26 protein-coding genes are annotated in these 25,261 nt (G+C 54.7%); 6 read left to right on the top strand and 20 right to left on the bottom strand.

Annotated features, from left to right (window positions below):
* Positions 1 to 46: 46 nt before the first annotated feature.
* Complete coding sequence (locus tag OGX80_RS14280; protein ID WP_047461225.1) at positions 47 to 472, bottom strand: MerR family transcriptional regulator; 426 nt, start codon at positions 470 to 472, stop codon at positions 47 to 49.
* A gap of 188 nt (positions 473 to 660) precedes the next feature.
* Between OGX80_RS14280 and OGX80_RS14275 the strand changes: the two genes are divergently transcribed.
* Both OGX80_RS14275 and OGX80_RS14270 read left to right on the top strand, forming a co-directional pair.
* Positions 661 to 1,491 (top strand): alpha/beta fold hydrolase, encoded by an 831-nt coding sequence (locus tag OGX80_RS14275; protein ID WP_012135114.1) that lies wholly within the window; start codon positions 661 to 663, stop codon positions 1,489 to 1,491.
* A 107-nt stretch (positions 1,492 to 1,598) separates the two neighbouring features.
* A complete protein-coding gene (locus OGX80_RS14270) occupies positions 1,599 to 2,576 on the top strand; it encodes an AraC family transcriptional regulator (protein ID WP_233644157.1) in 978 nt (325 codons plus the stop codon).
* 51 nt (positions 2,577 to 2,627) lie between these two features.
* Here the strand turns inward: OGX80_RS14270 and OGX80_RS14265 are convergent, their stop codons facing one another.
* The 3 genes from OGX80_RS14265 to OGX80_RS14255 all read right to left on the bottom strand — a co-directional run bounded on the left by OGX80_RS14265 (position 2,628) and on the right by OGX80_RS14255 (position 8,170).
* Positions 2,628 to 3,683 carry an NAD(P)-dependent alcohol dehydrogenase gene (locus OGX80_RS14265; protein WP_012135116.1) on the bottom strand — a complete coding sequence of 352 codons (1,056 nt, stop codon included), beginning with the start codon at positions 3,681 to 3,683 and terminating at the stop codon, positions 2,628 to 2,630.
* A 182-nt stretch (positions 3,684 to 3,865) separates the two neighbouring features.
* On the bottom strand, positions 3,866 to 5,728 hold the full coding sequence (gene gss, locus OGX80_RS14260; protein ID WP_012135118.1) for a bifunctional glutathionylspermidine amidase/synthase: 1,863 nt from the start codon (positions 5,726 to 5,728) through the stop codon (positions 3,866 to 3,868).
* 141 nt (positions 5,729 to 5,869) lie between these two features.
* Entirely contained in the window at positions 5,870 to 8,170 is a 2,301-nt protein-coding gene (locus OGX80_RS14255; RefSeq protein ID WP_115181107.1) for an FdhF/YdeP family oxidoreductase, read from the bottom strand.
* Between the two features lie 221 nt (positions 8,171 to 8,391).
* Between OGX80_RS14255 and yghU the strand changes: the two genes are divergently transcribed.
* On the top strand, positions 8,392 to 9,261 hold the full coding sequence (yghU, locus tag OGX80_RS14250) for a glutathione-dependent disulfide-bond oxidoreductase (RefSeq protein ID WP_115181106.1): 870 nt from the start codon (positions 8,392 to 8,394) through the stop codon (positions 9,259 to 9,261).
* A gap of 97 nt (positions 9,262 to 9,358) precedes the next feature.
* Here the strand turns inward: yghU and OGX80_RS14245 are convergent, their stop codons facing one another.
* From OGX80_RS14245 to yghX, 13 genes are all read right to left on the bottom strand, one after another.
* A complete protein-coding gene (locus OGX80_RS14245) occupies positions 9,359 to 10,042 on the bottom strand; it encodes a molybdate ABC transporter substrate-binding protein (protein WP_115181105.1) in 684 nt (227 codons plus the stop codon).
* Entirely contained in the window at positions 10,042 to 11,094 is a 1,053-nt protein-coding gene (locus tag OGX80_RS14240) for an ABC transporter substrate-binding protein (RefSeq protein WP_049011490.1), read from the bottom strand. Before OGX80_RS14240 ends, OGX80_RS14245 begins: the two co-directional genes overlap by 1 nt.
* Positions 11,095 to 11,173: 79 nt before the next feature.
* A complete protein-coding gene (gene hybG, locus OGX80_RS14235; protein WP_012135123.1) occupies positions 11,174 to 11,422 on the bottom strand; it encodes a hydrogenase maturation factor HybG in 249 nt (82 codons plus the stop codon).
* A 17-nt stretch (positions 11,423 to 11,439) separates the two neighbouring features.
* Complete coding sequence (gene hypA / locus OGX80_RS14230; protein ID WP_012135124.1) at positions 11,440 to 11,781, bottom strand: hydrogenase maturation nickel metallochaperone HypA; 342 nt, start codon at positions 11,779 to 11,781, stop codon at positions 11,440 to 11,442.
* On the bottom strand, positions 11,774 to 12,265 hold the full coding sequence (gene hybE, locus OGX80_RS14225; protein WP_012135125.1) for a hydrogenase-2 assembly chaperone: 492 nt from the start codon (positions 12,263 to 12,265) through the stop codon (positions 11,774 to 11,776). Before hybE ends, hypA begins: the two co-directional genes overlap by 8 nt.
* On the bottom strand, positions 12,258 to 12,752 hold the full coding sequence (locus OGX80_RS14220) for a HyaD/HybD family hydrogenase maturation endopeptidase (protein WP_047461208.1): 495 nt from the start codon (positions 12,750 to 12,752) through the stop codon (positions 12,258 to 12,260). The genes hybE and OGX80_RS14220 overlap by 8 nt, the downstream gene beginning before the upstream one ends.
* Positions 12,752 to 14,455 (bottom strand): hydrogenase 2 large subunit, encoded by a 1,704-nt coding sequence (hybC, locus tag OGX80_RS14215; RefSeq protein ID WP_104868184.1) that lies wholly within the window; start codon positions 14,453 to 14,455, stop codon positions 12,752 to 12,754. The genes OGX80_RS14220 and hybC overlap by 1 nt, the downstream gene beginning before the upstream one ends.
* On the bottom strand, positions 14,452 to 15,630 hold the full coding sequence (gene hybB, locus OGX80_RS14210) for a Ni/Fe-hydrogenase cytochrome b subunit (protein WP_012135128.1): 1,179 nt from the start codon (positions 15,628 to 15,630) through the stop codon (positions 14,452 to 14,454). The genes hybC and hybB overlap by 4 nt, the downstream gene beginning before the upstream one ends.
* Complete coding sequence (gene hybA / locus OGX80_RS14205; protein WP_024130950.1) at positions 15,620 to 16,606, bottom strand: hydrogenase 2 operon protein HybA; 987 nt, start codon at positions 16,604 to 16,606, stop codon at positions 15,620 to 15,622. Before hybA ends, hybB begins: the two co-directional genes overlap by 11 nt.
* A 2-nt stretch (positions 16,607 to 16,608) precedes the next feature.
* The gene (gene hybO / locus OGX80_RS14200; RefSeq protein ID WP_012135130.1) at positions 16,609 to 17,727 is read right to left on the bottom strand and encodes a hydrogenase 2 small subunit; all 1,119 of its coding nucleotides are present in this window, start codon (positions 17,725 to 17,727) and stop codon (positions 16,609 to 16,611) included.
* A gap of 187 nt (positions 17,728 to 17,914) precedes the next feature.
* Entirely contained in the window at positions 17,915 to 18,202 is a 288-nt protein-coding gene (locus OGX80_RS14195; RefSeq protein ID WP_012135131.1) for a DUF2623 family protein, read from the bottom strand.
* Between the two features lie 83 nt (positions 18,203 to 18,285).
* Positions 18,286 to 19,926, bottom strand: a complete 1,641-nt coding sequence (locus OGX80_RS14190; protein WP_115181104.1) for a methyl-accepting chemotaxis protein — start codon at positions 19,924 to 19,926, stop codon at positions 18,286 to 18,288.
* A 216-nt stretch (positions 19,927 to 20,142) separates the two neighbouring features.
* On the bottom strand, positions 20,143 to 21,030 hold the full coding sequence (gene yghX / locus OGX80_RS14185; protein ID WP_049009963.1) for a YghX family hydrolase: 888 nt from the start codon (positions 21,028 to 21,030) through the stop codon (positions 20,143 to 20,145).
* A 156-nt stretch (positions 21,031 to 21,186) separates the two neighbouring features.
* On the opposite strand from yghX, the gene OGX80_RS14180 reads away from it, so the two are divergent.
* The gene (locus tag OGX80_RS14180; protein WP_012135135.1) at positions 21,187 to 22,227 is read left to right on the top strand and encodes an aldo/keto reductase; all 1,041 of its coding nucleotides are present in this window, start codon (positions 21,187 to 21,189) and stop codon (positions 22,225 to 22,227) included.
* Positions 22,228 to 22,290: 63 nt separating this feature from the next.
* On the opposite strand, the gene OGX80_RS14175 is transcribed toward OGX80_RS14180, so the two are convergent.
* The gene (locus tag OGX80_RS14175) at positions 22,291 to 22,794 is read right to left on the bottom strand and encodes an ESA_00282 family adhesion-associated protein (protein ID WP_012135136.1); all 504 of its coding nucleotides are present in this window, start codon (positions 22,792 to 22,794) and stop codon (positions 22,291 to 22,293) included.
* 103 nt (positions 22,795 to 22,897) lie between these two features.
* Between OGX80_RS14175 and OGX80_RS14170 the strand changes: the two genes are divergently transcribed.
* Together OGX80_RS14170 and OGX80_RS14165 are read left to right on the top strand one after the other, a co-directional pair.
* Positions 22,898 to 23,302 carry a hypothetical protein gene (locus OGX80_RS14170; RefSeq protein ID WP_012135137.1) on the top strand — a complete coding sequence of 135 codons (405 nt, stop codon included), beginning with the start codon at positions 22,898 to 22,900 and terminating at the stop codon, positions 23,300 to 23,302.
* A 1-nt stretch (position 23,303) separates the two neighbouring features.
* On the top strand, positions 23,304 to 23,726 hold the full coding sequence (locus OGX80_RS14165; protein ID WP_047461188.1) for a hypothetical protein: 423 nt from the start codon (positions 23,304 to 23,306) through the stop codon (positions 23,724 to 23,726).
* A gap of 130 nt (positions 23,727 to 23,856) precedes the next feature.
* On the opposite strand, the gene exbD is transcribed toward OGX80_RS14165, so the two are convergent.
* Entirely contained in the window at positions 23,857 to 24,282 is a 426-nt protein-coding gene (exbD, locus tag OGX80_RS14160) for a TonB system transport protein ExbD (RefSeq protein ID WP_012135139.1), read from the bottom strand.
* 6 nt (positions 24,283 to 24,288) lie between these two features.
* Positions 24,289 to 25,023, bottom strand: coding sequence for a tol-pal system-associated acyl-CoA thioesterase (gene exbB / locus OGX80_RS14155; RefSeq protein ID WP_024130953.1), 735 nt, complete (start codon positions 25,021 to 25,023; stop codon positions 24,289 to 24,291).
* Positions 25,024 to 25,261 lie beyond the last annotated feature (238 nt).

The raw sequence follows: 25,261 nt of genomic DNA, 5'->3' as shown, positions 1-25,261 counted from the left end.
GGGGGCGGCAAGACCGAAGCTGAACCACGTCCCCTCGCCATTTATTTTACCGGTTTTCCGTGGCGGTCGCAGGATTACGCAATTGCCCTATCAGCCGCTGCATGTTGTCCTCACAGGAAATCCCGTCAGGCCGGTTTGCAATACTGGCGATCAGACTCAGCAACTCGCTCTTGCTCTCTTCAAGCTGCTTCTGCATGAGTTCAATCTCCGCGATACGCTTCTCCAGGGATTGTATCAACCCCTCGTGATCCCACTTTTTCTGCTCCTGCGGTAAAAAGCAGCGGATCTGCCCAAGTGAAAAACCGGCACGCTGAGCGTTATCAATAATCTTCAGCAGATTCGCCACCTCCGCCGAATAATTACGATACCCGTTGCTCTGACGCTGAGGAGGACTGATCAGCCCTTCTGCTTCGTAAAACCGAATACGGGAGGGCGTAAGCCCCGTTACTTTTGCCAGTTCACCAATCTTCATACCGTTTACAGACCTCTCTTGACCTTAAAGTTAACTTTAAACTTATACTCTCTAAACGGTCAACAGAAGATCGTTGCCGGACGCGCGCGCAGACCCTGACGTTTCTCCTTTTTCCGGGAGCCAACGTCCTGGCGCTACGTGCAAGACAAGTCTCTCCCTTTAACAACTTACTGAACCGGAGAAACGATATGGGTTACGTAACAACCAGCGATGGCGTTGATATTTTCTATAAGGACTGGGGACCGAAAGAGGGAAAAGTGATCTTCTTCCACCACGGCTGGCCGCTCTCCAGCGACGACTGGGATGCTCAAATGCTGTTTTTCGTGGACAAGGGGTTCAGGGTCGTCGCGCACGACAGGCGTGGTCATGGACGTTCCAGCCAGGTGTGGGACGGTCATGACATGGATCATTATGCCGATGACGTTGCCGCAGTCGTTAAGCATTTAGGCGTCCAGGGCGCAATGCACGTCGGGCATTCAACCGGCGGTGGCGAGGTCGTGCGCTATATCGTGCGTCACGGCGAAGATAACGTCTCCAGGGCCGTGCTGATCAGCGCAGTTCCGCCATTGATGGTAAAAACCGACAGCAATCCGCAGGGTACGCCCCGGTCGGTGTTTGACGACTTCCAGGCGCAGCTGGCCGCCAGTCGGGCGCAGTTCTATTACGATATCCCTGCGGGTCCTTTCTATGGCTACAACCGTCCGGGTTCCAGTCCGTCTGAAGCGGTCATCTGGAACTGGTGGCGTCAGGGAATGATGGGGGGAGCCAAAGCGCACTACGACGGTATCGTCGCGTTCTCGCAGACGGATTTCACGGAAGATCTCAAGCGCATCACTATCCCGGTTCTGGTTATCCACGGCGATGACGATCAGGTCGTTCCCTACCATGATTCCGGCGTACTTTCAGCCGGGCTGCTCAAAAACGGTACGCTGAATACGTACAAGGGAGCCCCGCACGGCATCCCCACCACGCATGCAGATCGGGTCAACGCCGACCTGCTGGCCTTTGTGAATAGCTGATATACCAACCACGACGGATGAGCTGGCAAGTCAATTAGCAAAAAAAGGGGTCGCGGGCGGCTGCATTCCAGTTTAAAACATACGAACCTATGTTGAGGAGTCTGACCATGCTGGATCACCGCCCGAACTCACAGGATGATCGCCTGCGGCAGGACACCGCATCGCTGCGCCACGAAATTACCGCAAAAGTCAGAACATATACCGAACATCAGGAGCGGGTCGTTTGCCCGTTCCCCGGTCTGAGCGTTGCTGAACTCCACGGCCCAATGCCGCCGCTTTCTTATATTTACCAGCCCAGCGTGTCGCTGATCCTCCAGGGAGAAAAGCGCGTCACGTTAGGCGATACGGCCTATGTGTACAACGAATCCCGCTTTCTTCTGACGGCGGTCAATCTGCCAACCGTCGCCGAAGTGATGCAGGCCAGCGCCGAGCGTCCTTTTATATCGCTGTTGCTGGAACTGGATTTATCTGTTGCGCGCGAAGTATTGGTTGATATGGAACAGCACGGCAATGACGTGGGATTCGCAGGCGAAGGACTCTCGCTCAGCCATGCCGACCGTTTTTTGTTTGACGCCATACTGCGCTACATCACGCTCGCAGAACGCCCGCAGGATAAAGGGTATATCGGCAACCTGATTCAGCGGGAAATTCTGTATCGTATTTTAACCAGCCCGGCAGGTATGACGCTGCGGGAAACCGTACTGACGGGATCGAGCAGCCAGAGGATATCTTCCGCAATCAACTGGTTACGCACGCACTATTCCCAACCATTAAAAATGGAGGATCTGGCCGGGATTGCAGGAATGGGCGTTTCGACGCTGCATCACCACTTTCGTCGCATGACCAACATGAGCCCGTTGCAGTATCAGAAGCAATTACGGCTCCATGAAGCCAGACGCCTGTTGTTGTCAGATAATGTGGATGCCTCGACAGCGGCCATCAGAGTGGGTTATGAAAGCGTCAGTCAGTTTCACAGGGAGTACAAACGCTTGTTCGGCATCACGCCAATCGGCGATAAAGTGCAGTCGCTGAAAGGCGCAGAACGCGTCCGGGAAGTGGGAACGCTAACCGGGATACCGCACTGATACACGCATATCGGACAGCAAAACAGCCGATCCGATATGCGTTGCTTACCGTCAGTTCGACAGTGAAGCCATATCAATCACAAAGCGGTATTTCACATCACCCCGCTCCATACGCTCAAAAGCCTGATTAATCTGCTGGATATCGATGATCTCACACTCCGGGTACACACCTTTACGGGCACAGAAATCCAGCATCTCCTGCGTTTGTGCAATTCCGCCAGACGGTGAACCCGTGATGCGACGACGCCCCAGAATCAGCGGCAAGGTGCTGAACCCTTCCATATTCCCCAGATTACCGACAATAACCAGCGCCCCTTCCACATCAAGTAGCTGAACGTAGGGCGAAACATCATGGCGCGTCGGGATGGTGTCAATAATCACATCAAAAGAGGACGCCGCGTTATTCATCGCCTCTGCGGAGGTCGAGAGCAGAACGTGTTCGGCGCCCAGCTCATGCGCCTCTTTCGCTTTTGACTCACTGCGGGTGATAACCGTCACCTCTGCGCCCAAAGCGGCCGCCAGACGAACCGCAAGGTGCCCCAGGCCACCGATGCCAATCACCCCTACGCGCGAGCCGGGGCCAACGTTCCAGGTCCGCAGCGGCGAGTAAACGGTGATGCCCGCGCAAAGCAACGGCGCCGCTCTGGCCGGATCAAGGCCTTCCGGCAGATTCAGGACAAACTCCTCGCGAACCACGATATGTTTCGAGTAACCGCCGTAAGTGACGTCTCCTGAGATGCGGTCACGCCCGTTATAGGTCACCGTCGGAAACTCACGGCACATTTGCTCTTCGTGCCTGCGGCACTGATCGCACTCCTGACAGCTATCGACAAGGGTTCCGACCGCCACCTGTTGCCCGACCTGATAACGCGTCACTTTACTGCCGACATCAATCACCCGGCCAATAATTTCGTGTCCGGGAATACAGGGGTAAATCGTCGCGCCCCACTCTTTCCAGTCGTCACGGGTTTGATGCAGATCGCTGTGACAGACGCCTGACCACAGGATTTCGATCGCCACATCATTGGCACGCAATGCACGTCGTTCAAACGTAAAAGGGGCCAGTGGCGTAGTCGCGTTTAATGCAGCATAACCGATGGTTTTCATAGCAGCTCCAGTTGTTTGTTTTCCACCTGAAACTGTAGCGGTTTGATGAATGGCAGAGTGAGCCTAATCCTGCCGGATGATTGCCTGATACTCCCGACAGAACGTCTGTCACGAATCTCCGGGCATTGAATGGCCAGGGCGGACGCTGGCGCATCACGCCCCGGGCTCTTTTTCAGAAGAGGCTATTCCCCTTTTTCCACAATTAACGGCTCGATATCGCTTTCTTTTTTGATAACCAGCGAATCATCGCCACGCAGGCACGTACCGCCATAGTTGCCGCCAACGGTGAAAGTGCAGACCTGAATATACTTCCCGGCCACGTTTGGCAGGCACCACAACTGCTGGTAAATGTTTTTCTGCGCGGCAAATTTCCCACTGGTTTTATCGAGTAACTCTTCCTGATGGCTCACCAGATCGATATTGCTGCCGCAGCGCCCGGCGATCGGTTTCACCGCATAACCGGTGCGCGCCAGTTCGTCATTAACCGTGAAATCGGTATCCAGCAAATAGCGGTGATGCGGGAAGAGCGACCACAGGATAGGCAAAATAGCCTTATTGCCGGGGATCACCGTCCACAGCGGTTCAAACACCAGCACTTCCGGTCGCAATAGCACATCAATCAACCGCACTTCATTTTCAGGATGGCCGGTACGAATCGGCACGGCGGCGTATTCCGTCTCGCTGACTTCACGCACCTGTTCAATTGCGGTTTCCCACGCCCAGGTTTTCCAGACGCAGTTCACCAGGCGGCCATCGCCGTCAATCAGCTGACCGGCATCATCCCAACGCAGCGCATCCAGTCCCCGGAGAATTTTGCTTTCAAACCCGGCCTGGCGCAGCGCCTGCTGCATAAACTGGGCGTGATAGTTCTCCTCAATGTCCTTATCCTGCATGATGTGGACGAAAGGACGCGCGAGGCTGTGTTTCCATGCGCCCGCCAGTTCGTTGATCAACCCTTCCGCCGGATTATGTCCCTTCCCGGTGTAGCCCTTTTCGGCCCAGCGTTCGAGGATCAGCCCCGCTTCGGTATGGCATGATGCGGAATCGGCGTTGTACTCGTACACCTTCAGGCCGCGTTCATCCATACAGAAATCCATACGACCGGTGATCATATGGTGGCGACGACGCTGCCAGGAGAGGCGCAAACGCGGCCAGAGGATTTTCGGAATGTCGAACAGCGCCAGCAGGTTATCGTCTTTCAGCACCTTGTCGGTGGCATGCAGGTACATCAGATGCAGCTCGTTGGTGGCTTTAATCAGCTCCTGCTCGGCGCTTTCCGTAATGGTGAAATACTGATGCGGGTCCTGATTAATCACATGTCCGTTCGCCAGCACATAGGCTTTTTGCAGCGGGTCCCGCTCATCCAGCCATTTGCCGTCAAACTGCCCTTTCTCTTCCAGCCGCGCGCCGCGAATCTTCAGTGAATCGTTGGCGATGTCTGGTTGAGGCAGGCTGTACTGCGTGTCCTCGGTCTGAATCATCCAGCCGAGGATCGTGGTGTCGTCAAAGGTATCGCGCAGGGTATAGCAGCCGTTTTCCACCACCATATCCAGCTCGCGGGTCCACTGTTGCCCTGGGGGCAGCGGCGTGTGGATCACATTCTGTTCGGCGATACGGATCTTGTTGTCCAGCAACTGGGTAATGATCGCCACATGGCCGGTATCTTTAAACTCGCCGCCGTTTTGCCAGATAAGCAGCGCGCCAGCGACCGGCGCGCGGGGCGAACCATTGGGGAACGCCTGTAACGGCAGGATGTTGTCGTTCACCACTTCGCGCAGGAAACGCAGCGAGAAGATCTCCCACGCCATGCCGACATCCGTGAACACAACCCCATAATTGAGAAAGAGAAAGCGGCGGGCGAACTCAACGCACTGCCATTTATGGCCCATATACTCGTTGCCGATGTAGCTGCGAAACGCGGCATCATCGCTGTATTCCCGTGGGTCGAGGGAGCTGTAATCTGAAGAGTAGATTGCTACGCCACCGGGGGCGTAGCCCAATAATGTCCCGAACGGGGCATCCTGACGGGTCGTTCCTTTGCTCATGCACCTTACCTCAAAACAATACAGCCTGAGCAGTATGGCGTGAATTTTTCGCTCTGCTTGCCTGCTCAATAACACTAACCGGACAGAGGTCGATTCATCATACACCTCTACCCGGCCAGACGGCGCACAGAGACAAAAAATTCATAGCGGGAACGATGCTTTATTGATAACCACCGGCACGCTCTTATAGGCTGGCGTCAGGCTTTCGCTATCGACTGCATCCAGAGACAACAGCACATTCGCTTCCGGCAGATAGGCGCCAATCGATCCTGCCGCCATGTTGTAGATCACGACCGTCAGCCCGCACATCGCGCGATCCTCACAAGGGCGGCCATGATCGTCCAGCGCCTGAATGGTCACCACATCGCCCTGCGCCAGCCCGCGCGCCCTGGCTTCCGCCGCATTTAAAAACACGACGTCACGGCGGCCAGTAATACCGCGATAACGGTCATTCAGGCCATAAATGGTGGTGTTGTACTGATCGTGGCTGCGCAGCGTTGCCAGCACCAGCGCATCAGCGGGTTGCTGCTGACGCTCAACGGCGCGCTGCTGGCTAACGACAAAGTTGGCTTTGCCATTCCCGGTATGCCACTCACGGCGCGAGGCAGGCGTGTCCATGCGAAATCCGCCCGGCGTGGCAATGCGGGCATTGTAGTCATGAAACGCCGGAATAACGGCTTCAATGGCGTCGCGGATCAGAGCATAGTTTTCCACCATCTCTTCCCAGTTCACCGGCGAGCGCGTAAGCGTGGCGCGTGCCATTCCCGCCACAATCGCAGGTTCCGATTTCAGCCACGGCGAAGCCGGTTTCAGAGAGCCGCAGGAGGCGTGCACCATCGACATCGAATCTTCGACGGTGACGGACTGAATCCCCGTCGCCTGAAGGTCGCGCTCCGTTCTGCCCAACGCGGGCAGCAGATAGTTATGCTTCGCCAGCAGCAGGTGCGAGCGGTTCAGTTTGGTTGCCACATGCACCTGCATATCCAGCTTTTGCATCGCCGCAAACGTCCGCTGCGGCTGCGGCATCGCCACGGCCAGATTGCCGCCCATGCAGATTAACGCCTTAGCCTCGCCCCGCTCTATCGCCCGAATGCTCTCCACGCTGGCGCGGCCGTGTTGACGAGGAACGGTAATGGCAAAACGCGCTTCAAGGCGTTGCAGGAAGGCGTCCGACGCCGCTTCGTTAATCCCAACCGAACGGTCGCCCTGCACATTGGAATGCCCACGCAACGGGCAGATACCCGCGCCCGGCTTTCCGATATTGCCTTTCAGCAACAGCAGGTTAACCAGCTGCTGCACATTCCCGGTGCCGTTTTTATGCTGGGTGATCCCCAGGCCGTAGCAAATGATGGTGGCGCGCGATTTATTGTAGCTGTGCGCTAAATCTTCCATCTGGCTGCGCGTCAGACCTGAATCCGCTTCCAGTTCCGCCCAGTGGCACTGGCGCAGGTCATCATACAGCGCCTGATAACCGGCGGTATGCGCAGCAATAAACTCATGATCGAGGCAAGGCTGCTGGTTTAGCAGCACCCGCGCCTCATCCATTTCAATCAGCGCCTTCATCATGCCTTTGAGCAGCGACGCATCGCCGCCCATTTTCACCTGGTAGTAGCTGCTGCTGAGTTCGGTCGCCTGGCCGGTGAGCATCTCTTTAGGGCTTTGCGGGAAGCTAAAGCGTTCAAGGCCTCGCTCCGCCAGCGGATTGATAGCGATAATTTTGGTGCCGCGCTTTGCCACATCGCGCAGCGTGGTCAGCATACGAGGATGGTTGGTTCCCGGATTATGCCCGATGCAAATCACCAGATCGCAGTGGTCAAAATCCGCCAGTTCAACGGTGCCTTTCCCCAGACCAATAGCGCGCGTCAGCCCTGCGCTGGTCGGGCCGTGGCACATATTGGAACAGTCCGGGAAGTTGTTGCTGCCGTATTCGCGGGCAAACAGCTGATACAGGAACGCCGCTTCATTCGAGGTTCTGCCGGAGGTATAAAACTCTACCTGTTCCGGGGAATCGTAGCTGCGCAGGCGTTCGCCGATTTCCTGAAACGCGATGTCCCATTCCACGGCTTGCCAGGTATCGGTTACGGCATCATATTTCATCGGGTGCGTCAGGCGGCCAATATTTTCCAGCTCGTAATCACTGTACTGCCATAAGGTGGACACCGGATGACGACGGAAAAACGCCGGTGAGGCTTTCTTGCTGGTGGTTTCCCAGGAGACCGCTTTGACGCCATTCTCACAAAGTTCCATCGGCGCCCGATGGCCAGGGTCAGGCCATGCGCAGCCAGGGCAGTCAAAGCCTTTGACCTGATTCATTTTGAACATCGCGATAATATCGCGCGTGACGGCCTTTTGGGAAAACACCGACGCAGAGACCGCTTTCACAGCTCCCCAGCCGCCCGCCGGGCCCTGATAACCGCTTACTCCTGGAACACCATTTTTCATTGTTACTGCTTATTCACTGCCAATTTTTAATGGCGAGTACGGTAACAATTTCCGTCTGATATTGATTTCCTCTTGATGGAGTACAGGCGGGCTACAATTAACGAGTTATATTGTGTTCCCCTTCCAGCGAAAAAACCGGCGCTTAATGTCCCAATCTGTTAAACCGCATGGCCTCCGACTGCTACACTGCTTCAACACACCAACCCAGAAGGCAGGTCAACATGTCAGAGAATACTTATCAACCCGCGAAAGTATGGACGTGGGATAAATCCGCAGGCGGCGGCGCATTCGCCAATATCAACCGTCCCGTTTCTGGCCCGACTCACGACAAGACGTTGCCCGTCGGCAAGCATCCGCTACAGCTCTACTCCCTGGGAACGCCAAACGGCCAGAAAGTGACCATCATGCTGGAGGAGTTGCTGGCGCAGGGCGTGACGGGCGCAGAGTATGACGCCTGGCTGATTCGCATTGGCGACGGCGATCAGTTCTCCAGCGGTTTTGTCGATGTGAACCCAAACTCAAAAATCCCGGCGCTGCGCGACCACTCGCAAAACCCGCCGCTGCGTGTCTTTGAGTCCGGCGCAATCCTGCTCTACCTGGCGGAAAAATTTGGTTATTTCCTGCCGCAGGATCTCGCTAAACGTACCGAAACCCTGAACTGGTTGTTCTGGCTCCAGGGGGCGGCGCCGTTCCTCGGCGGCGGCTTTGGTCACTTCTACAACTACGCGCCGGTGAAAATAGAGTACGCGATCAACCGTTTTACGATGGAAGCCAAGCGTCTGCTGGACGTGCTGGATAAGCAGCTGGCGCGTCATCCGTATGTGGCGGGCGATGAGTACACCATTGCCGATATGGCTATCTGGCCGTGGTTTGGCAATGTCGTGCTCGGCAACGTGTATGACGCCGCAGAATTTCTGGATGCGGGAAGCTATAAGCACGTACAGCGCTGGGCGAAAGAGATTGCGGAACGTCCGGCGGTCAAACGCGGGCGCATTGTGAACCGCACCAACGGGCCGCTCAACGAGCAGCTTCATGAGCGTCACGACGCCAGCGACTTCGACACACAAACCGAAGATAAGCGTCAGAGCTAAACCGTGATGCCGGATGAGATTTTAATGTCGCCATCAGGCGTTATATTGCCTGATGGCGCTCCGCTTATCAGGCCCACGGGTTTGTGATAGTCGGCGTTTAATTAAACCCATGTTGCATGAGAATCAGTCCTGCCGGAGTGGAAAGCAGAAATTCGGCAAGCGGTTTTCCGCGCGCCGTCAGACAGGCAAACGCGTACTCAGCGATCGGATTATACGGTTCAGGAATATCAACCACGCGCAGGGTACTGATTTGCCGCAGTCTGGGGGCATAGCTGGCATAACCAATAAAAACATCCGTGTGATCGTGGTCGATTAACCATTGCGCCGCCAGCGCTCCGGCGGGAAGCGGCAAAGAATCCCGGCCGCCGACCAGCGCCACAGCACGCGAGCGGATCGCCTCGCCGACGGCTCCCATTCGCGAAAAAAGCTGTTGCGTGTAATCACCGGAAGGATCGCAGCCCGGCGTTGATGTGCCAATTCGCAGATCCTCGCGCATCAGCAACGACCGCCAGTTGTCGCCCTCCCGCATAGCGTCAGCACGCACGGTCAGGCAGAGGCGATTCAGCGCAAAGGACGAAACCGACAGCGCCCGCCCGCTCGCCAGCAGCGCCTGCGGATGCGCCACATTAGCCGAGGCGAAAAAGTCGCACGGCTCACCGGCTTCAATCCGTTCACGCAGCAATCCCGCCGGGCCGAAATCACAGCGGATCGTCTCTGCCTGAAAACAGGCCATTAGCGGTTGCCAGACGGCACGCAGACTGCCTGCGGCAAGGATTTTCATCAGTCAACGCCCTGATAGTCAGTGCGATAAAAACGCTGATACCAGTCATTGGCGACCTTGCGCATATCAATATCCTGGAATTTCTGCGGATAGAGTTTTTTCGCCATCCACAGCTCGCCAATGCCCATCGCTTCCGGCATCGGATAGCCCCAGGCCTTCGCGTAGTCCGGCATCAGATAGACGCGATGATTTTTCACCGCATCAATCACCTGCCACTGCGGGCTTTGCAGGATCTCATCCACCACTTTCGGATAGCGATCCTGAACAAAAATCACCTGCGGATTCCAGGCGATAACCTGTTCCATCGCGACCTGCTTAAAGCCTTTGATGGTCGATGCCGCCACATTCAACGCCCCCGCGTGCGCCATCATCAGGCCAGTATATTTACCGGAGCCGTAGGTGGTCAGTTCCGGGTTCGCCATATAGGCGCGAACGCGTTGATCTTCCGGGATGTTTTTCAGGCGATCGCTCACCATCTTGCGCCCCTCATCCGTTGCGGCAATCAGCGCTTTTGCTTCGTCAGGTTTATTGACGATATCGCCGATCAGCGTGATCCCTTCACGCAGCCCTTGATCGTAAGCCTGCTCTTCATCCGTCATTGTCGGGTTCATTTTAGCCTGTTCGCCCGCCGCATCATGGCGCAGAGAAATCGCCACCACCGAAATACCCAGGCTGCTGATTTTGTCGATCATTTCCTGCGGCGCATAGTTAGTGACAAACACCACCTGTGGATGCAGCGCGACCAGTTTTTCCGCATCAACGTGGGTTAAATCACCCAACGCGGCTTTCGTTGTCAGCTCCGGCGCCAGGCGGGCATAACCGTCGCCAAGCTGTTGTTTCCAGTTCGCCATCACGCCAACAATTTTGTCGGTGGCGTTCATCTGCACCAGCAAATTCAGCGTCTGATGCTGGAGTACCACCACGCGATCCACCGTATCCGGGACGGTAACCTGGCGACCAATCTGATCGGTAAACGTACGCTCGGCCTGAGCCATAAACGGCAGGGAAAAAAGCAACGCCAGCAGGGAGAGCTGGCGTAAGGATTTAAACATGGGAGATGTCCTCACAATCGATATATATATTAGTATACAACGATTGCAAGGCCGCTTGATAGATTGCCTTCAGGGATTATCAGGCGCTGGTAACGTCATACTCCATTCGGCGTAGCGCGTCTAATGTGGCTTTGGCTTCCTCTTCATCAATGATGCTCATGGCAAATCCCACATGCACCAACACCCACTGCCCCACCAGCGTTGCAGGGCTGTCTTCGCAGATCAGGGCAATATTCACATCACGCTTGATGCCGCACACTTCAACCTGCGCAAGCTGGTGAATATCTTCACCAACGGACAGAACCTGCCCCGGGACTCCAATACACATAGTTAACCACCTGGACGTTATTCCACTTCAATACTTTTCACTTTCAGCGAGTCGCCGGTATCCACCCGCAGGCGATCGCCCTGACAGTGTGGGCACTGCGCGTCATGCTGCGTGATTTCAACCGCCTGGCTGCAATCCCAGCACCACGCCTGAGCGGGTTTATAGTCGATGTGCAACGCACACCCCTGCGCGAGCGTACCCTGGCAAACGATATCAAAGCTGAAGCGCACGGCGCTCTCTTCAACGCATGAGAGTGCGCCAATTTCCAGCCATACGCCGGTAACTCGCGTCACGCCATGCTGTTCCGCCTGCTGCTGGATAATCTCAACCGCGCTCTGGCACAGGGACAGCTCATGCATGCTCGCCGCTCCGGCGTCCAAACAGCAGAGCACGACGCCCTGCCAGCTGCGGTGCATCGGGATCGCTGACCGGCAGCGACAGCAGCATCCGCGCGCAATCGTCCGCCAGACGCATCCCCTCCTGCGCCGACATACCGTGGTTGAGCGGCGACATCAGCGAGCAGGAGAGGTATTGCGAAACCCCGTCCAGTTCGCCAACGGTAAAGGTCATCGCGCCATACGGCAGACGCAATCCGAGTTTTTCACTGACTTTGCGTACCGGCCAGAGCTGGTCGGGGCCGGGGAAAATCAGCGCGCTCAGCATCCACGGCGCGATCACGCTGCCCGTCCACTGCCCTTCAAACAGGGTGAAGTCAGAGACATACACCGGCATATTCGGGTGCAAAAACGAGAGATCGTGCATTGAGCGTCGGGCAATCTCTTCAAACGCCGCCTGAACCTGCATTCTCGGAGAGGACGGGAACCCTGAAATCTCCTCAGACATGCGCAGCCTCCCGTGGAATAGCCTCAACGCCTGACTCGCGCAGCGCGGCAAGAACCTGCGCCAGAGCAGGTTCAATCATCGCTTCAACCGTTGGCGTCAGGCCGATATGCGGCTCCAGCGATTCCGGGATCACGCCGACCAGCGTCAGCTTTTTCGGAAACTCGCCAGTGAAGCGCAGGGCCGACAGAACGTCGGCCAGGCCAAGCTGATGCGGTGAGATTTTGTTGGTGAACAGCGCAGGCACCTCATCATCACGCAGGATCATAAGGGTTCCCGGCGTGTTCTTTCTCGACACAATGGCGTCCGCGATGATCAGGTGATCTCTGTCCGCCATATCGCCGAGAAGCTCCATTCCCGCCGTGCCGCCATCAAGGATCTCCACGAAATCCGGCAGGATGTACCGCTGTTCTAATGCTTCAACGATACGCACCCCGATGGCTTCATCGGTCAGCAAAATATTGCCGACCCCTAACACTAAAATCCGCATTACAGAACCTTAACTGAGACGACTTCGTTCCCGTCAGCGTCCACTACGTGCACCGCGCACGCCATGCAAGGGTCGAAGGAGTGAATGGTACGCACCACTTCCAGCGGTTTTTCTGGATCGGCGATCGGCGTCCCCACCAGCGACTGCTCGTACGGCCCCACTTCATCGTTAAAGTTACGCGGACCGGAGTTCCAGGTGGACGGAACCACCGCCTGGTAGTTGCTGATAATGCCGTCTTTAATGACCATCCAGTGAGAAAGCATACCGCGCGGCGCCTCAAGGAAGCCTACCCCTTTAAACTCACCCGTCGCCGGGATATCCGGTTTAACGAACGTGGTGTGGTCGCCTTTCCCGATATTGGCGATCAGCGCGCTGTACTGGTTTTGCAGAATACCCTGCAATTCGCAGCAGTGAACGGTGCGGCCAATGATACGCCCCAGCGTGGAGTGCAGTTGCGCCACTTCCAGCGTTTTACCGGTCAGTTTCTGGTAGATCGCGATGATTTCATTCAGTTTGGCCTTCGTGGACTCGCGTCCCGCCGCCAGTTTAACCAGCATATTGGCCAGCGGCCCCACTTCAACGGTTTTGCCGTAAAAGGTCGGGGACTTAACCCACGAGTATTTACCGTCATCAGACCAACCGGTGTATTCCGGGACGGTAGTCCCTTCCCACGGTTCCTGCGGCGCTTCGTCTTTGTACCAGGCGTGCTTCGCACTCTCCTGAATCCCTTTAATCAGGTATTCATCGGAATGCGAGGCGATCGGGCGATACGTCGACAGATCCGCATTCTGGATATAGCCGCCAGGGAACAGGAAGCTGCCGTTTTTACCGTCGGTCGGAAATTCCGGCGCGCTCAGGTAGTTAACCGCGCCTTTTCCGCGCTCCAGCCATTCTGGATAGAACGCCGCGATTACCGCCGTATCCACCTTGTAAACCTGCTCAACAAAGTCGCTCAGCTTGTCGATGAAGGACTTGATGTACATCAGGCGTTCAAGGTTCAGCACGCCGAGACCGTCGAGGTTGATCGGGTTCGCCACCCCACCCACCGCCAGGTTCTGGATGTGCGGCGTTTTACCGCCCAGCAGCGCCACCACGCGGTTGGCGTCACGCTGGCATTCCAGCGCTTGCAGATAGTGCGCGACCGCAATCAGGTTCACTTCCGGCGGCAGTTTCATCGCCGGGTGTCCCCAGTAGCCGTTAGCGAAAATCCCTAACTGGCCGCTGGCAACGAGGTCTTTGATCTTGTTCTGCACCTTCGTGAACTCTTCCGCGCTATTCAGGTGCCAGCTCGACACGCCGTTCAACAGCGCCGACGCTTTCTCCGGATCGGCTTTCAGCGCAGAGGTGATATCCACCCAGTCCAGCGCAGAAAGCTGGTAGAAGTGCACAATATGGTCATGGGTAGTATGCGCCGCCAGAATGATGTTACGGATGTACTGCGCATTGACCGGAACGTCAATCTTCAGCGCGCTCTCCGCCGCACGAACGGAAGAGATCGCGTGGGTCGTGGTGCATACGCCACAGATACGCTGCACAATCATCCAGGCATCGCGCGGATCGCGATTCTTCACGATCTCTTCCATGCCGCGCCACATGGTGCCGGATGCCCATGCTTTTGACACCACACCGTTTTCGATTTCGCAGTCGATGCGTAAATGACCCTCAATACGGGTTACCGGATCAATAGTAATTCTCTGGCTCATGCTTTGCTCGCCTCATGACGATTGTGATCGTTTTGTTTTAATGGAGGAAGTATCGGCAGTAGACGAATGAGTAAGATGTATGCACAAATCTCAATAGCCACAAAACCAATAGAAATCAGCAGTTCTTCCCAGGTGGGGAAGTAGTGGTAGCCGCCGCCGGGATTGAACGCCACCAGCGAGTAGGACATACGCCACGTTGCGCAGCCCAGCAGCATACTGAGGGCGGACAGATACAACATCCGCGAGTCGCCGCGCAGTTTCGGCAGACGAAGCACCACCAGCGGGAAGACCATCAGCAGGACTTCAACCCAGAACAGCAAGGAGTAGTAGTCACCGGCAAACGCATAAGAGAGCTTGTCGCGGTAAATCAGTTCACCAAAACGGCACACGAGGAACAGCGCGATGAAAACGCTGATAGTACCGGTCAGCTTGATAAACAAACTTTTCTCATCCGGGCCGTTGCCTTTTAAGCCGCTCTGCACCAGAGAGCCTTCAAAAATAACGATGGAGAAACCCATGATGAAAGCGGTGAACAATGAGAACAACGGTAGCATTTCATAGCTCTGCCACAGCGGATGTACTTTAATACCGGCGGCAATCATCAACGATCCCATTGACGACTGGTGCATGGTCGGCAGCAACGCCCCGAGGGCGATAACAAAGAACATCACTTTGTTCAGACGCTTCAGCGAGACTTTCCAGCCCAGGCGTTCAAACAGCGCGGGAGCAAACTCCAGCGCCATCACGCCGATGTAGATGGTCATACAGACCGCCGTTTCAAACAGCACCGAGTTCACATTGAAGTGCCCTGGGATGTAGAAATACGGCAGGTTCCAGTAACGACCAACGTCAATAGTGATCGACAGCCCGCCCAAAGAGTAACCGAACAGGCTTGCCAGCAGCGCCGGGCGCACCAGCGGATGGTATTGCCCCCGGTTGAAGACATACACCGCCCACGCCAGCGCCCAACCGCCGCATGCGAAGCCGGTGCCGATCAGCAGGTCAAAAGCGATCCACACGCCCCAGGGGAAGCCGCCGTTCAGATCGGAGACCGATCCCAGCCCGAAGACCAGACGTTTCACAATGAGAAGCATGCACAGGACGACAAGCGGCCCGAAGATGATGATCGGTTTACTGATTATTTTCCCGCCCAGCGGTTTAGGATCATGACTCATGATCGTCTCCTCCGTCGTGATGCTCGTTTTTCGTATTACGACGAACCATCACGGTTAAGCCCGCCAGCACAGCCAGTGGCAGCATCATGCCTTTATACAGGGTGTGTTGAATGTGTTCAGAACGCGCGCCAGTTGACAGATCGGCCAGTTGAGGGAGATCCAGATTCTGGTAAGGAACGCCGGTCAGCACCAGCACCTGCGTGCCGCCGCCTTCTTTTTCACCGTACAGATGCGGGTAATACTTCGGTACGGTATGCAGATACGTATCGCCAGTCTGCAACGTCTGGCGCGGATAGTGGTATTCGCTGCCAGGCTTCAGCGCCAGGCGTTTTTGCGCCTCCGCCATTAGCTCTTCTCGCGTACCAAAAATCACCGCGCCCGCCGGACATACCTCAACGCACCCCGGCAGACCGCCTTTGTCCAGGCGTTCAACGCCCTTCTGGTTGCACAGTTCACACTTGTGCAGCGCGCCAAACGGGTTGTTGTAGTCGTATTTCGGCACGTTGTACGGGCAGGCGACCATGCAGTAGCGACAGCCAGTACAGACGTCTTTGTTGTAATGAACGATGCCGGTTTTCGGGTCTTTCTTCAGCGCGGATACCGGGCAAACGGAGACGCAGTTAGGGTCAACGCAGTGCATACACTGTTTCTTAATATACGCGTAGCCGTTCTCTGTCTGATCTTTATTGACGCCACTTCCGCTATGCCACACCTGAATGATGTTATTGGTGTAAGGCGACAGCTTGTCGTTATTCGACCAGGTTTGCGCCCCTTCCGGGTTACGCGCCGGGAAGTTGATATCCTGGCATTTGGTCACACACGCCTGACAGCCCACGCACAGCGTCGAGTCATACAGCATCCCCAGGGAACCCGGGATGGGCGGACGGTTTTCCGCAGCCGCATGGCTGATGGACGGCGACGCGCCCAGCAGCAATGCCCCGCCAGAGGCTGCTTTAATAAAGTTACGTCTGTTCACGGTTATTCTCCCCGTGAGTCAGCGTTATCTTTCTTCTGCTGACGCCCCAGTTCACGTACCGCCATCACACTGACACCGGCAACCAGCCCAACCACGCCGCCAAGCAGCCCGACGGCGCCTGCGGAAATGTGGCCGCCCTCTTTCAGGTTGACATCCGGCTTCTCGGAACGCGGGGTTTGATTTTCCACATGGGCGAGTTGGTGGATGCCTTTATGAAAGCCAACGCCTTCCTCGTTACAGCCGTAGCAGGGGTGCCCAATCGCCACCGGCCATACTCCGCCGACATCGCAGAACTGCAACGTCGAACAGTTGCCGTAGGTTTCAGGCCCTTTACAGCCCAGATGGTAGAGGCACCAGCCTTCACGGTGGCCTTCATCGCCGAACTCTTTGGCGAAGCGACCGGCGTCAAAATGCGGGCGGCGTTCGCAGTGTTCGTGAATCAGACGGCCATAAGCGAAGGTTGGACGGTTTTTGGCATCCAGCTTCGGCGGTTTACCGTAAGTGATGATGTGGGCAACCGTTGCCAGGAAGTTATGCGGGTTCGGCGGGCAGCCCGGGATATTGATAACGGTTTTGCCCGGCAGGACTTCCTGCAACCCGACGGCGCCGGTCGGGTTCACGCCAGCGGCAGCGACGCCGCCCCACGCGGAACAGGAGCCGATCGCGATAATCGCCGCCGCGCCTTCCGCCGCCTTGCGGATGTGATCCACAATCGGCTCGCCGGCAACCATGCAGTAAATACCGTTATCTTTTAATGGGATGGAACCATCGACAACCAACACATACTGCCCTTTATACTTCTCCAGAGCGTTATGCTTGTTCTCTTCAACCTGATGGCCGAAGGCGGCGGAGAGGACCTCGTGGTACTCCAGAGAGATCGTTTCCAGAACGAGGTTTTCTACCGTTGGGTGGGTCGCGCGAAGGAGCGATTCGGTACATCCCGTACATTCCTGAGCGCCGATCCAGACGACGGGCGGGCGCTGCGGACGGGAAACCGATTCGGCCATTTCTGCGGCGGCTTTGCTACTGAGCCCCATAGTTGCGGCCAGTGCTGCACAAAGCTTCATGAAATCACGACGATTAACGCCGTGAGAAGTGATGAGAGTATTATCTCCAGTCATTTTATTGTTATTCCGTTGCAAAGACCTGGCTCTATTTTGCACCGTTCACAAATAACTTATTGCGATCGGCGCGCCATTTACCACACTTTCTTTATGGTTATTGAACCATGATACTTTGACGGAACAACAAAACGAAGGAGTAAGACAATAGTGTAATTAATTAAACCGGGGTAATACCCCCTTCGGATCAATTTTCGAGACGATAACCCGCCATAAAGAACCGGATAGTCGTATTCGATTGATTCTCCCGAAAGAAGTCCATCACCATATCTTTGTCCAGGCCATAACGGCGCGTCAGAATCCCCGCTTCCCAGGCGCTTAATTGTCGATCGCCGGTTTTTTCAAACATGCGATGCGAAAATCCTAATACGAATCCGCGCTTATAATCAGAACAAAAACCCGCCACGTTACGCGCGCTATCGGCACACGTTGCGTTTAATCCGGCCATCAGGCCCTTACCAAAATGATTGTCCATGATACCTCCAATCGCTATATAACAAATTATATAGCGATTTTTTAAGCGAACGCCAGAGGTATCACATACTTTTTTTTACCGGATCAGAAGGCGACCCATTCATCGCCTGACTCCGCGGCAGACGCCCCACGCGGACTGGCTGGAGAGACCGTTTTCGCCGGGCTGATTTGCGCGTCATTATGAGAAAGGCGGAACTGTTGCACAGAGCGTTGCAGCTCTTCCGTTTGCCGTTCCAGCGCCGCCGCTGCCGCAGAAACTTGCTCCACCAGCGCGGCGTTTTGTTGGGTCACGCTGTCCATCTGGGTTATCGCCACGCCAACCTGGGAGATCCCTTTGCTTTGTTCCTCAGAAGCGGCGGCGATCTGCTTCATGATGGTGGTGACTTCAGTTACTCCGCGCAGAATGGCCTCCATTGTCGCGCCCGTCTCCTGCACCAGCTGCGCACCCTGCTCGACACGACGCACGGATTCAGCGATCAGCGTTTCAATCTCTTTGGCGGCCCCGGCGCTACGGCTGGCCAGATTACGCACTTCACCGGCGACGACCGCAAACCCACGCCCTTGTTCACCGGCTCTGGCGGCTTCAACGGCGGCGTTCAGCGCCAGAATATTGGTCTGGAAGGCAATACTGTTGATGACATTCGTAATTTCGGCGATCTGTCTGGAGCTGGCTGAAATACCGTCCATCGTCTCGACCACTTCAGAAACCAGCGTGCCGCCTTTTCCGGCCGTCGCGGAAGCGGCATCAGCAAGCTGACTGGCCTGGCGCGCATTATCCGCATTCAATTTCACCGTCGCGGTGAGCTGTTCCATACTTGCGGCTGTCTCTTCCAGCGCCGCCGCCTGTTCTTCCGTACGGGAAGAGAGATCGTTGTTGCCGCTGGAGATCTCTGTCGCGCCGCGCCAGATATTGTCACTGCCTGAACGAATCGAGCTGACCGCTTCCCGCAGGCTATCCTGCATCGCGCTCAGTAGCGGCACCAGACGACCGACACAGTTACGGCCAAACTCTTCAATCGGCTGGCTCAGATCGCCTTGTGCAATCTGGCGGAACTGTTGGCGAATGCGCGCCAGCGGTTTCACTAACATCGTGACCAGGTAACGGTCGGTAAAGAAGAGAATCACAATTCCCAGAATAACGGCGGTGATAATCAGGGTGCGGATAATCGACGTTTTGCCGTCCACCATCACGCGGGTGCTGTCCAGTATCGTGCCGGCCGCGCTGTTAAAACGTTCTGCGCTGGCGCCGAAGGCGCGACTCAGGGCGGGGGTGACATTATTCGCCTGTTCTGCGAATTCGGTGAGCGTACCCTGCTGCGCCAGTTGCATCTGCGGCGCGACGCCCTTATCAAGCAACGCCTGCCAGTTTGCCAATACCGCAGCGGCGATCTCCGGGTCCATCGGCCCTGGAGAGAGCGTTTTCATCTCTTCCAGCTTTTTGCTCATATTGTCCAGCGCCTGCTGTACTGGTACAAAATCGGGCGTACCGCCGCCGATTTTAACGTCCATCGCACGGCTTAAACGCGTGACAAAACGAAAATACTGATCGTTCCCCTGACTTAGCACCGTCATCTGACGCACAATATGACGATCGATATCATTCCCTTCCGCCACTTTAGATAATGCATGGACGCTGAATAAACCAACGCCCGACCAAAGAAGACAGAAGAGCCCCAATATTGTCAGCATGACAATACGAATAGTGAAGTTTTGCAGCAAACGCATAAGAATTTCCTTGCCGTACTTGAGGGATTCGCCATCAGGCGACACTTATCCTCGTTATCGGCAGAGAATGCAGAATATATACTTTCTTTATTGTTTTTTTACTTAACTAAGTATACGAATCATCGTCAGCACGCTATTCCTGTGAATGCTTATAAAGCATAACGGCATTATTATGCCGCAAAGCAATATGCCGCACCTGAAATAATCGTTTGTTTTTCATTGTAAATATTTCTCAAACCAAGCCAGAGTGCGCGCCCAGGCCAGATCCGCTGCGGCCTTATCATAGCGGGGAGTCGAATCATTATGAAAACCATGATTCACCCCAGGATAGATATACGCTTCATAGACTTTATTATTCGCCTTCAGCGCCGTTTCGTAGGCAGGCCAGCCTTCATTAATTGAGGTATCTAACTCGGCGTAATGTAATAATAAAGGCGCATTAATTTTAGGTACATCTGACGCCGGAGCCTGACGACCATAAAAAGGAACGGCGCACGCCAGTTCTGGATAGGCCACCGCCGCCGCATTTGATACGCCGCCGCCATAGCAGAATCCCGTAATAGCCACTTTTCCGCTGGCCGCCGGATGACGCTGCATAAACTCAATCGCGGCAAAGAAATCATTCATTAATTTTGTGGGATCAACCTGCTGTTGTAATTCCCGGCCCTTATCGTCATTACCGGGGTATCCGCCTACTGAGCTTAATCCATCAGGCGCCAGCGCAATATAACCCGCTTTCGCCACGCGTCGTGCGACATCCTCAATATAGGGATTCAGCCCCCTGTTCTCGTGTACGACCACGACCGCAGGCGTTTTCCCCGTCGCCTTCGCCGGTTTCACCAGATAGCCGCGCACCTCGCCATGCCCGTTCGGTGACGGATACGTAATGTATTCCGGCAAAATGTCCGGGTCGATAAATTCCACCTGCACCGCCAGCGCGTAATTCGGCTTCAGGAGATTAAACAGCGCAAGCGCGGTCACGCCGCCGACGGCATACTTTGCCGCGAGGTTAAGAAACTCGCGTTTAGAGATTTTTCCATGTGCATAGTAGTCATAGTAATCGAGCAACTCCTGCGGAAAGTCTTTGGCAGTCAGACGCGGCATAGTTTCACTCCTGAATTAATGTTTTTTTAAGCAAAGCATAACGACGTGTTTTTGCCCAATTTTTCGCATCAATGTGACCTGACGAACGGGATAAACCCCGCTGAGCCGCTAGAATAGAAACGTTGTTTTGAAATTCACTTTCTCTAAGGAGATGACATGGCCTGGTTAGCCAACCCCGAACGTTATGAGCAGATGCTTTATCGCTACTGCGGTAAAAGCGGTTTGCGTTTACCCGCGCTATCGCTGGGTTTGTGGCACAGTTTCGGCCACGTTCAGGCGCTGGATTCACAGCGTGCGCTGCTGCGTAAAGCCTTTGATTCAGGCATCACCCATTTTGATTTAGCCAATAACTACGGCCCGCCGCCGGGAAGCGCAGAAGAGAACTTTGGCCGTTTGCTGCGGGAAGATTTTGCGCCGTATCGCGATGAGCTGATCATTTCCACCAAAGCGGGTTATGACATGTGGCCTGGGCCATACGGCTCCGGCGGGTCGCGTAAGTACCTGCTCGCCAGCCTCGATCAGAGCCTGAAGCGGATGGGGCTGGACTATGTCGATATCTTCTATTCCCACCGTGTCGATGAAAACACGCCGATGGAAGAGACCGCATCCGCGCTGGCGCAGGCGGTACAAAGCGGTAAGGCGCTTTACGTCGGCATCTCCTCCTATTCGCCTGAGCGAACTCAACGAATGGCGGAACTGCTGCGCGAATGGAAAATCCCGCTGCTGATTCATCAGCCGTCCTACAATCTGCTCAACCGCTGGGTGGATAAAAGCGGCCTGCTGGATACGCTGGCGGCCAACGGCATGGGTTGCATTGCGTTCACACCGCTGGCTCAGGGATTGTTAACCGGAAAATACTTAAACGGTATCCCGGAAGGTTCACGTATGCAGCGTGAAGGGAAAAAAGTTCGCGGTCTGACGGAGAATATGCTGACGGAAGCGAATCTGAACAGCCTGCGTTTACTCAATGAGATGGCGCAACGTCGCGGCCAGTCAATGGCGCAGATGGCGCTTAGCTGGCTGTTGAAAGATAATCGCGTGACGTCGGTGCTGATCGGCGCCAGTCGACCAGAGCAGCTGGAAGAAAATGTGCAGGCGTTGTCGAACCTGACATTCAGCGCTGACGAGTTAGCGCAAATCGATAAACATGTCGCGGACGGCGAGCTGAACCTCTGGCAAGCCTCATCGGATAAATAACGCTTTCGGGCACGCGCGCCGGGTGGCGGTTTCGCCTTACCCGGCCAACGTCAGGCGCGTTTATTAAACCTCTTCCGGTTTGATTAGCGGCCGCTGATATTCAGGCCACACCAGAGCAACCAGGGAGGGATACGCCTCCAGGCTAAATTCCCGGAAACATTGCCGCAAGTTAAGTACATCCAGATCGGAATGCGGAACCTTTTCCCCGTTCAGACAACGCTTTTTAATGTTGTCATAATATTTATAGACCGCAGAGTTGAGATCGCTGCAACGGCGCTGCGCATCAAATAACCCCGGCGTGCCGTTTAGCTCCGCCATCGTCATCCGCTTTATCGTTGCGTGAAGAAAATCAATATATTCGTGATTGACTCGCCAGTACCATACCGGTGTAATAGTATTCATGAGCGACGAAAAATGATCTTCGCCCTCCTCTTTGGACAAGGGTTCCGCTTGATTTACTGGATTAGACGCCTCAGCAGAGCGCTGTTTATTAAATTCGTGCATCAAGAAAAGCACGCCGCCAGTGAGTAATAGCAGAGTGATAATAGAATAAAAAATGCTGTTCATATGCCGACTCCATTTTTTTTGATTTTAAAATTACACCATGCTATTGTCAACGAGACCTGCCTTATAAAAAAAATATACTATTGATAGTAAAGGACATTCCAACATGCTTCCCGAGCATCTTGTGCCGACTCGTTTTCATTTATCTGCCTCGCCAGGCGATGCTGAGACCGTAGAAAATAGTGAAAATTTGACTCAGGGAAAGAAAACGCTGAGCGATTACGAGCCAGATATTTTAATTAGCGCCACACCGACTGGTCAATCTAAAAACATGTTACTTGAAGAACGTGACCGTCATTTAAAAGACCGGCTTTATCGCGTAGCTAAAATTGAGACGTTTGCTCGTCTTATTAATAGCCTACAGGCGGAAGGCGATGTTGATGCTCAGGCATTAAGTAAAATTCTGGCAGATGCCACAACAAAAATAAACGATCACGGCAATGAAATTTGGCTTAATCTCATAACCAGAGAGAAAAACTCTCCCGTTTTTTATTCTCTGGAAGAGAAATAATATGAAAGACGTTGAAGATAATAATGTTTATTTAGCTTTAGATAATAATAAAAGCGATGAATTTATCTTAAAGCAAAATCTTAAAGCGCTTATCGCCAATAAAAACGCGACCCTCGAACAGGTGGCGCAGGAGATCGTGTCGATTCCCGCCGCGTTAGTGCGGCTGAAATGGCAAAATCGCCGTGAAATCTATGCGCTCCAGGTCAAAGAAGAGATCTACGGTTCGGTTATCAATACGATTATTGAGCAACATCCCGAGATGCGGGATAAAATCATGGCGCGCCTGGAGAGCACATATCAGCACTTACTGGCGCGAGAAACAGCGACCCTGCGCCTGACCCGTAAGCTATCCGATGGCGATTACCGAACGACCAATATCACCACCGTCGCGCTGAATGAAAAACGTTTTCCCACGACGAAGTAATCTGGTGAGTCAGCAATCCAGCGATACCGCATCATGCAGGCCTGGTAAGCGCAGCGCCATCAGGCAATAAAAAAGCCGGGTACGGCTTGCGCCCTACCCGGCCTGTCTGTCTGCCCATCAGCAACAACGATTACTTCGCTTTCGCGACCTCTTCACCCACGAGACCAATTTTCAGGTAACCCGCCTGGTGCAGCGTATCCATCACTTTCATCATTGTTTCATAATCAACGGTTTTATCCGCACGGAAGAAGATCGTCGTGTCTTTCTTCCCTTCGGTTAACGCGTTCAGCTCGCCGATCATGGTTTCATCCGTTACCTGATCGTTGCCGATAAACATGCTGTTGTCGGCCTTCACGGACAGATAAACCGGTTTTTCCGGGCGCGGCTGCGGGGTGCTGGTGGACGCAGGAAGATTCACCTTCACGTCCACCGTTGCCAGCGGCGCGGCCACCATAAAGATAATCAGCAGAACCAGCATGACGTCGATAAACGGCGTCACGTTGATTTCATGCATTTCACCGTTATCGTCCAGATTTTCATTAAGACGCATTGCCATGGAACATTATCCTACACGTAATTTCTGCGCGGTACGTACCGGCTGAGCGGAAGCGCTCGCGTTCAGATCCAGATCGCGGCTTTGCAGCAACAGAATCTGTGCCGCCACGTCGCCCAGCGTCGCTTTGTAGCTGCCGATCTGACGTGCGAAAATGTTGTAAATCACAACCGCAGGAATTGCCGCGACCAGGCCGATCGCCGTAGCCAGCAACGCTTCCGCGATACCCGGCGCGACAACCGCGAGGTTGGTGGTCTGGGTTTGCGCGATGCCGATGAAGCTGTTCATGATGCCCCATACCGTACCAAACAGACCGACAAACGGAGAGATGGCGCCGATGGTCGCCAGGTAGCCATTGCCGCGTCCCATATGACGGCCAACCGCCGCTACGCGACGCTCCAGGCGGAACCCGGTACGCTCTTTAATACCTTCGTTGTCTTCACTGCCTTCCGACAGTTCCAGCTCGTTCTGCGCTTCATAGAGCAACTGTGAGCTTAAACTTTTTGCCGCGAATGCGGAGGCAATATTGCTGGCCTGGTCTAAAGAACGCGCTTCAGCCAGCTGCTGTTGTTCACGCTTGAGCCGACGCTTCTGCGTAAAGAACTCAAGACTCTTACTGAAGAAGATAGCCCAGGTGACTACTGACGCCAGAATCAGACCAATCATCACGCACTTAACCACGATGTCGGCGTGCTGATACATACCCCAGACGGAGAGATCCGTCTGCATCAAATTATTACCCACTCTGTATCTCCAGGACGCAAATCACAAATTCTGAGCGTAATAATATCAAAACGACGTCGAATTGATAGTCGTTCTCATTACTATTTACATAGTGCCGCACCTTTGGTTTCTTTTCCTTGCGCTTACGCAGTAAAAAAGTCACCAGATGTCATTTTGAGAAAATTTTCTGCTTTATGCCGATTCTTCAGGATGCGTCACTCATCATTCATGATAGTTTAGACATCCAGACGTATAAAAA

This window comes from Citrobacter sp. CK194, assembly GCF_030333395.1.
Classification (GTDB): domain Bacteria; phylum Pseudomonadota; class Gammaproteobacteria; order Enterobacterales; family Enterobacteriaceae; genus Citrobacter_B; species Citrobacter_B koseri.
Note: the sequence above shows the minus strand (reverse complement) of the source record. Positions and strands in the feature narration are given on the sequence as shown.

What these genes read in the sequence shown, in the direction of transcription:
- OGX80_RS14280 (WP_047461225.1), bottom strand. Translation starts at nt 472, where the DNA reads ATGAAGATTGGTGAACTGGCAAAAGTAACGGGGCTTACGCCCTCCCGT.
- OGX80_RS14275 (WP_012135114.1), top strand. Translation starts at nt 661, where the DNA reads ATGGGTTACGTAACAACCAGCGATGGCGTTGATATTTTCTATAAGGAC.
- OGX80_RS14270 (WP_233644157.1), top strand. Translation starts at nt 1,599, where the DNA reads ATGCTGGATCACCGCCCGAACTCACAGGATGATCGCCTGCGGCAGGAC.
- OGX80_RS14265 (WP_012135116.1), bottom strand. Translation starts at nt 3,683, where the DNA reads ATGAAAACCATCGGTTATGCTGCATTAAACGCGACTACGCCACTGGCC.
- gss (WP_012135118.1), bottom strand. Translation starts at nt 5,728, where the DNA reads ATGAGCAAAGGAACGACCCGTCAGGATGCCCCGTTCGGGACATTATTG.
- OGX80_RS14255 (WP_115181107.1), bottom strand. Translation starts at nt 8,170, where the DNA reads ATGAAAAATGGTGTTCCAGGAGTAAGCGGTTATCAGGGCCCGGCGGGC.
- yghU (WP_115181106.1), top strand. Translation starts at nt 8,392, where the DNA reads ATGTCAGAGAATACTTATCAACCCGCGAAAGTATGGACGTGGGATAAA.
- OGX80_RS14245 (WP_115181105.1), bottom strand. Translation starts at nt 10,042, where the DNA reads ATGAAAATCCTTGCCGCAGGCAGTCTGCGTGCCGTCTGGCAACCGCTA.
- OGX80_RS14240 (WP_049011490.1), bottom strand. Translation starts at nt 11,094, where the DNA reads ATGTTTAAATCCTTACGCCAGCTCTCCCTGCTGGCGTTGCTTTTTTCC.
- hybG (WP_012135123.1), bottom strand. Translation starts at nt 11,422, where the DNA reads ATGTGTATTGGAGTCCCGGGGCAGGTTCTGTCCGTTGGTGAAGATATT.
- hypA (WP_012135124.1), bottom strand. Translation starts at nt 11,781, where the DNA reads ATGCATGAGCTGTCCCTGTGCCAGAGCGCGGTTGAGATTATCCAGCAG.
- hybE (WP_012135125.1), bottom strand. Translation starts at nt 12,265, where the DNA reads ATGTCTGAGGAGATTTCAGGGTTCCCGTCCTCTCCGAGAATGCAGGTT.
- OGX80_RS14220 (WP_047461208.1), bottom strand. Translation starts at nt 12,752, where the DNA reads ATGCGGATTTTAGTGTTAGGGGTCGGCAATATTTTGCTGACCGATGAA.
- hybC (WP_104868184.1), bottom strand. Translation starts at nt 14,455, where the DNA reads ATGAGCCAGAGAATTACTATTGATCCGGTAACCCGTATTGAGGGTCAT.
- hybB (WP_012135128.1), bottom strand. Translation starts at nt 15,630, where the DNA reads ATGAGTCATGATCCTAAACCGCTGGGCGGGAAAATAATCAGTAAACCG.
- hybO (WP_012135130.1), bottom strand. Translation starts at nt 17,727, where the DNA reads ATGACTGGAGATAATACTCTCATCACTTCTCACGGCGTTAATCGTCGT.
- OGX80_RS14195 (WP_012135131.1), bottom strand. Translation starts at nt 18,202, where the DNA reads ATGGACAATCATTTTGGTAAGGGCCTGATGGCCGGATTAAACGCAACG.
- OGX80_RS14190 (WP_115181104.1), bottom strand. Translation starts at nt 19,926, where the DNA reads ATGCGTTTGCTGCAAAACTTCACTATTCGTATTGTCATGCTGACAATA.
- yghX (WP_049009963.1), bottom strand. Translation starts at nt 21,030, where the DNA reads ATGCCGCGTCTGACTGCCAAAGACTTTCCGCAGGAGTTGCTCGATTAC.
- OGX80_RS14180 (WP_012135135.1), top strand. Translation starts at nt 21,187, where the DNA reads ATGGCCTGGTTAGCCAACCCCGAACGTTATGAGCAGATGCTTTATCGC.
- OGX80_RS14175 (WP_012135136.1), bottom strand. Translation starts at nt 22,794, where the DNA reads ATGAACAGCATTTTTTATTCTATTATCACTCTGCTATTACTCACTGGC.
- OGX80_RS14170 (WP_012135137.1), top strand. Translation starts at nt 22,898, where the DNA reads ATGCTTCCCGAGCATCTTGTGCCGACTCGTTTTCATTTATCTGCCTCG.
- OGX80_RS14165 (WP_047461188.1), top strand. Translation starts at nt 23,304, where the DNA reads ATGAAAGACGTTGAAGATAATAATGTTTATTTAGCTTTAGATAATAAT.
- exbD (WP_012135139.1), bottom strand. Translation starts at nt 24,282, where the DNA reads ATGGCAATGCGTCTTAATGAAAATCTGGACGATAACGGTGAAATGCAT.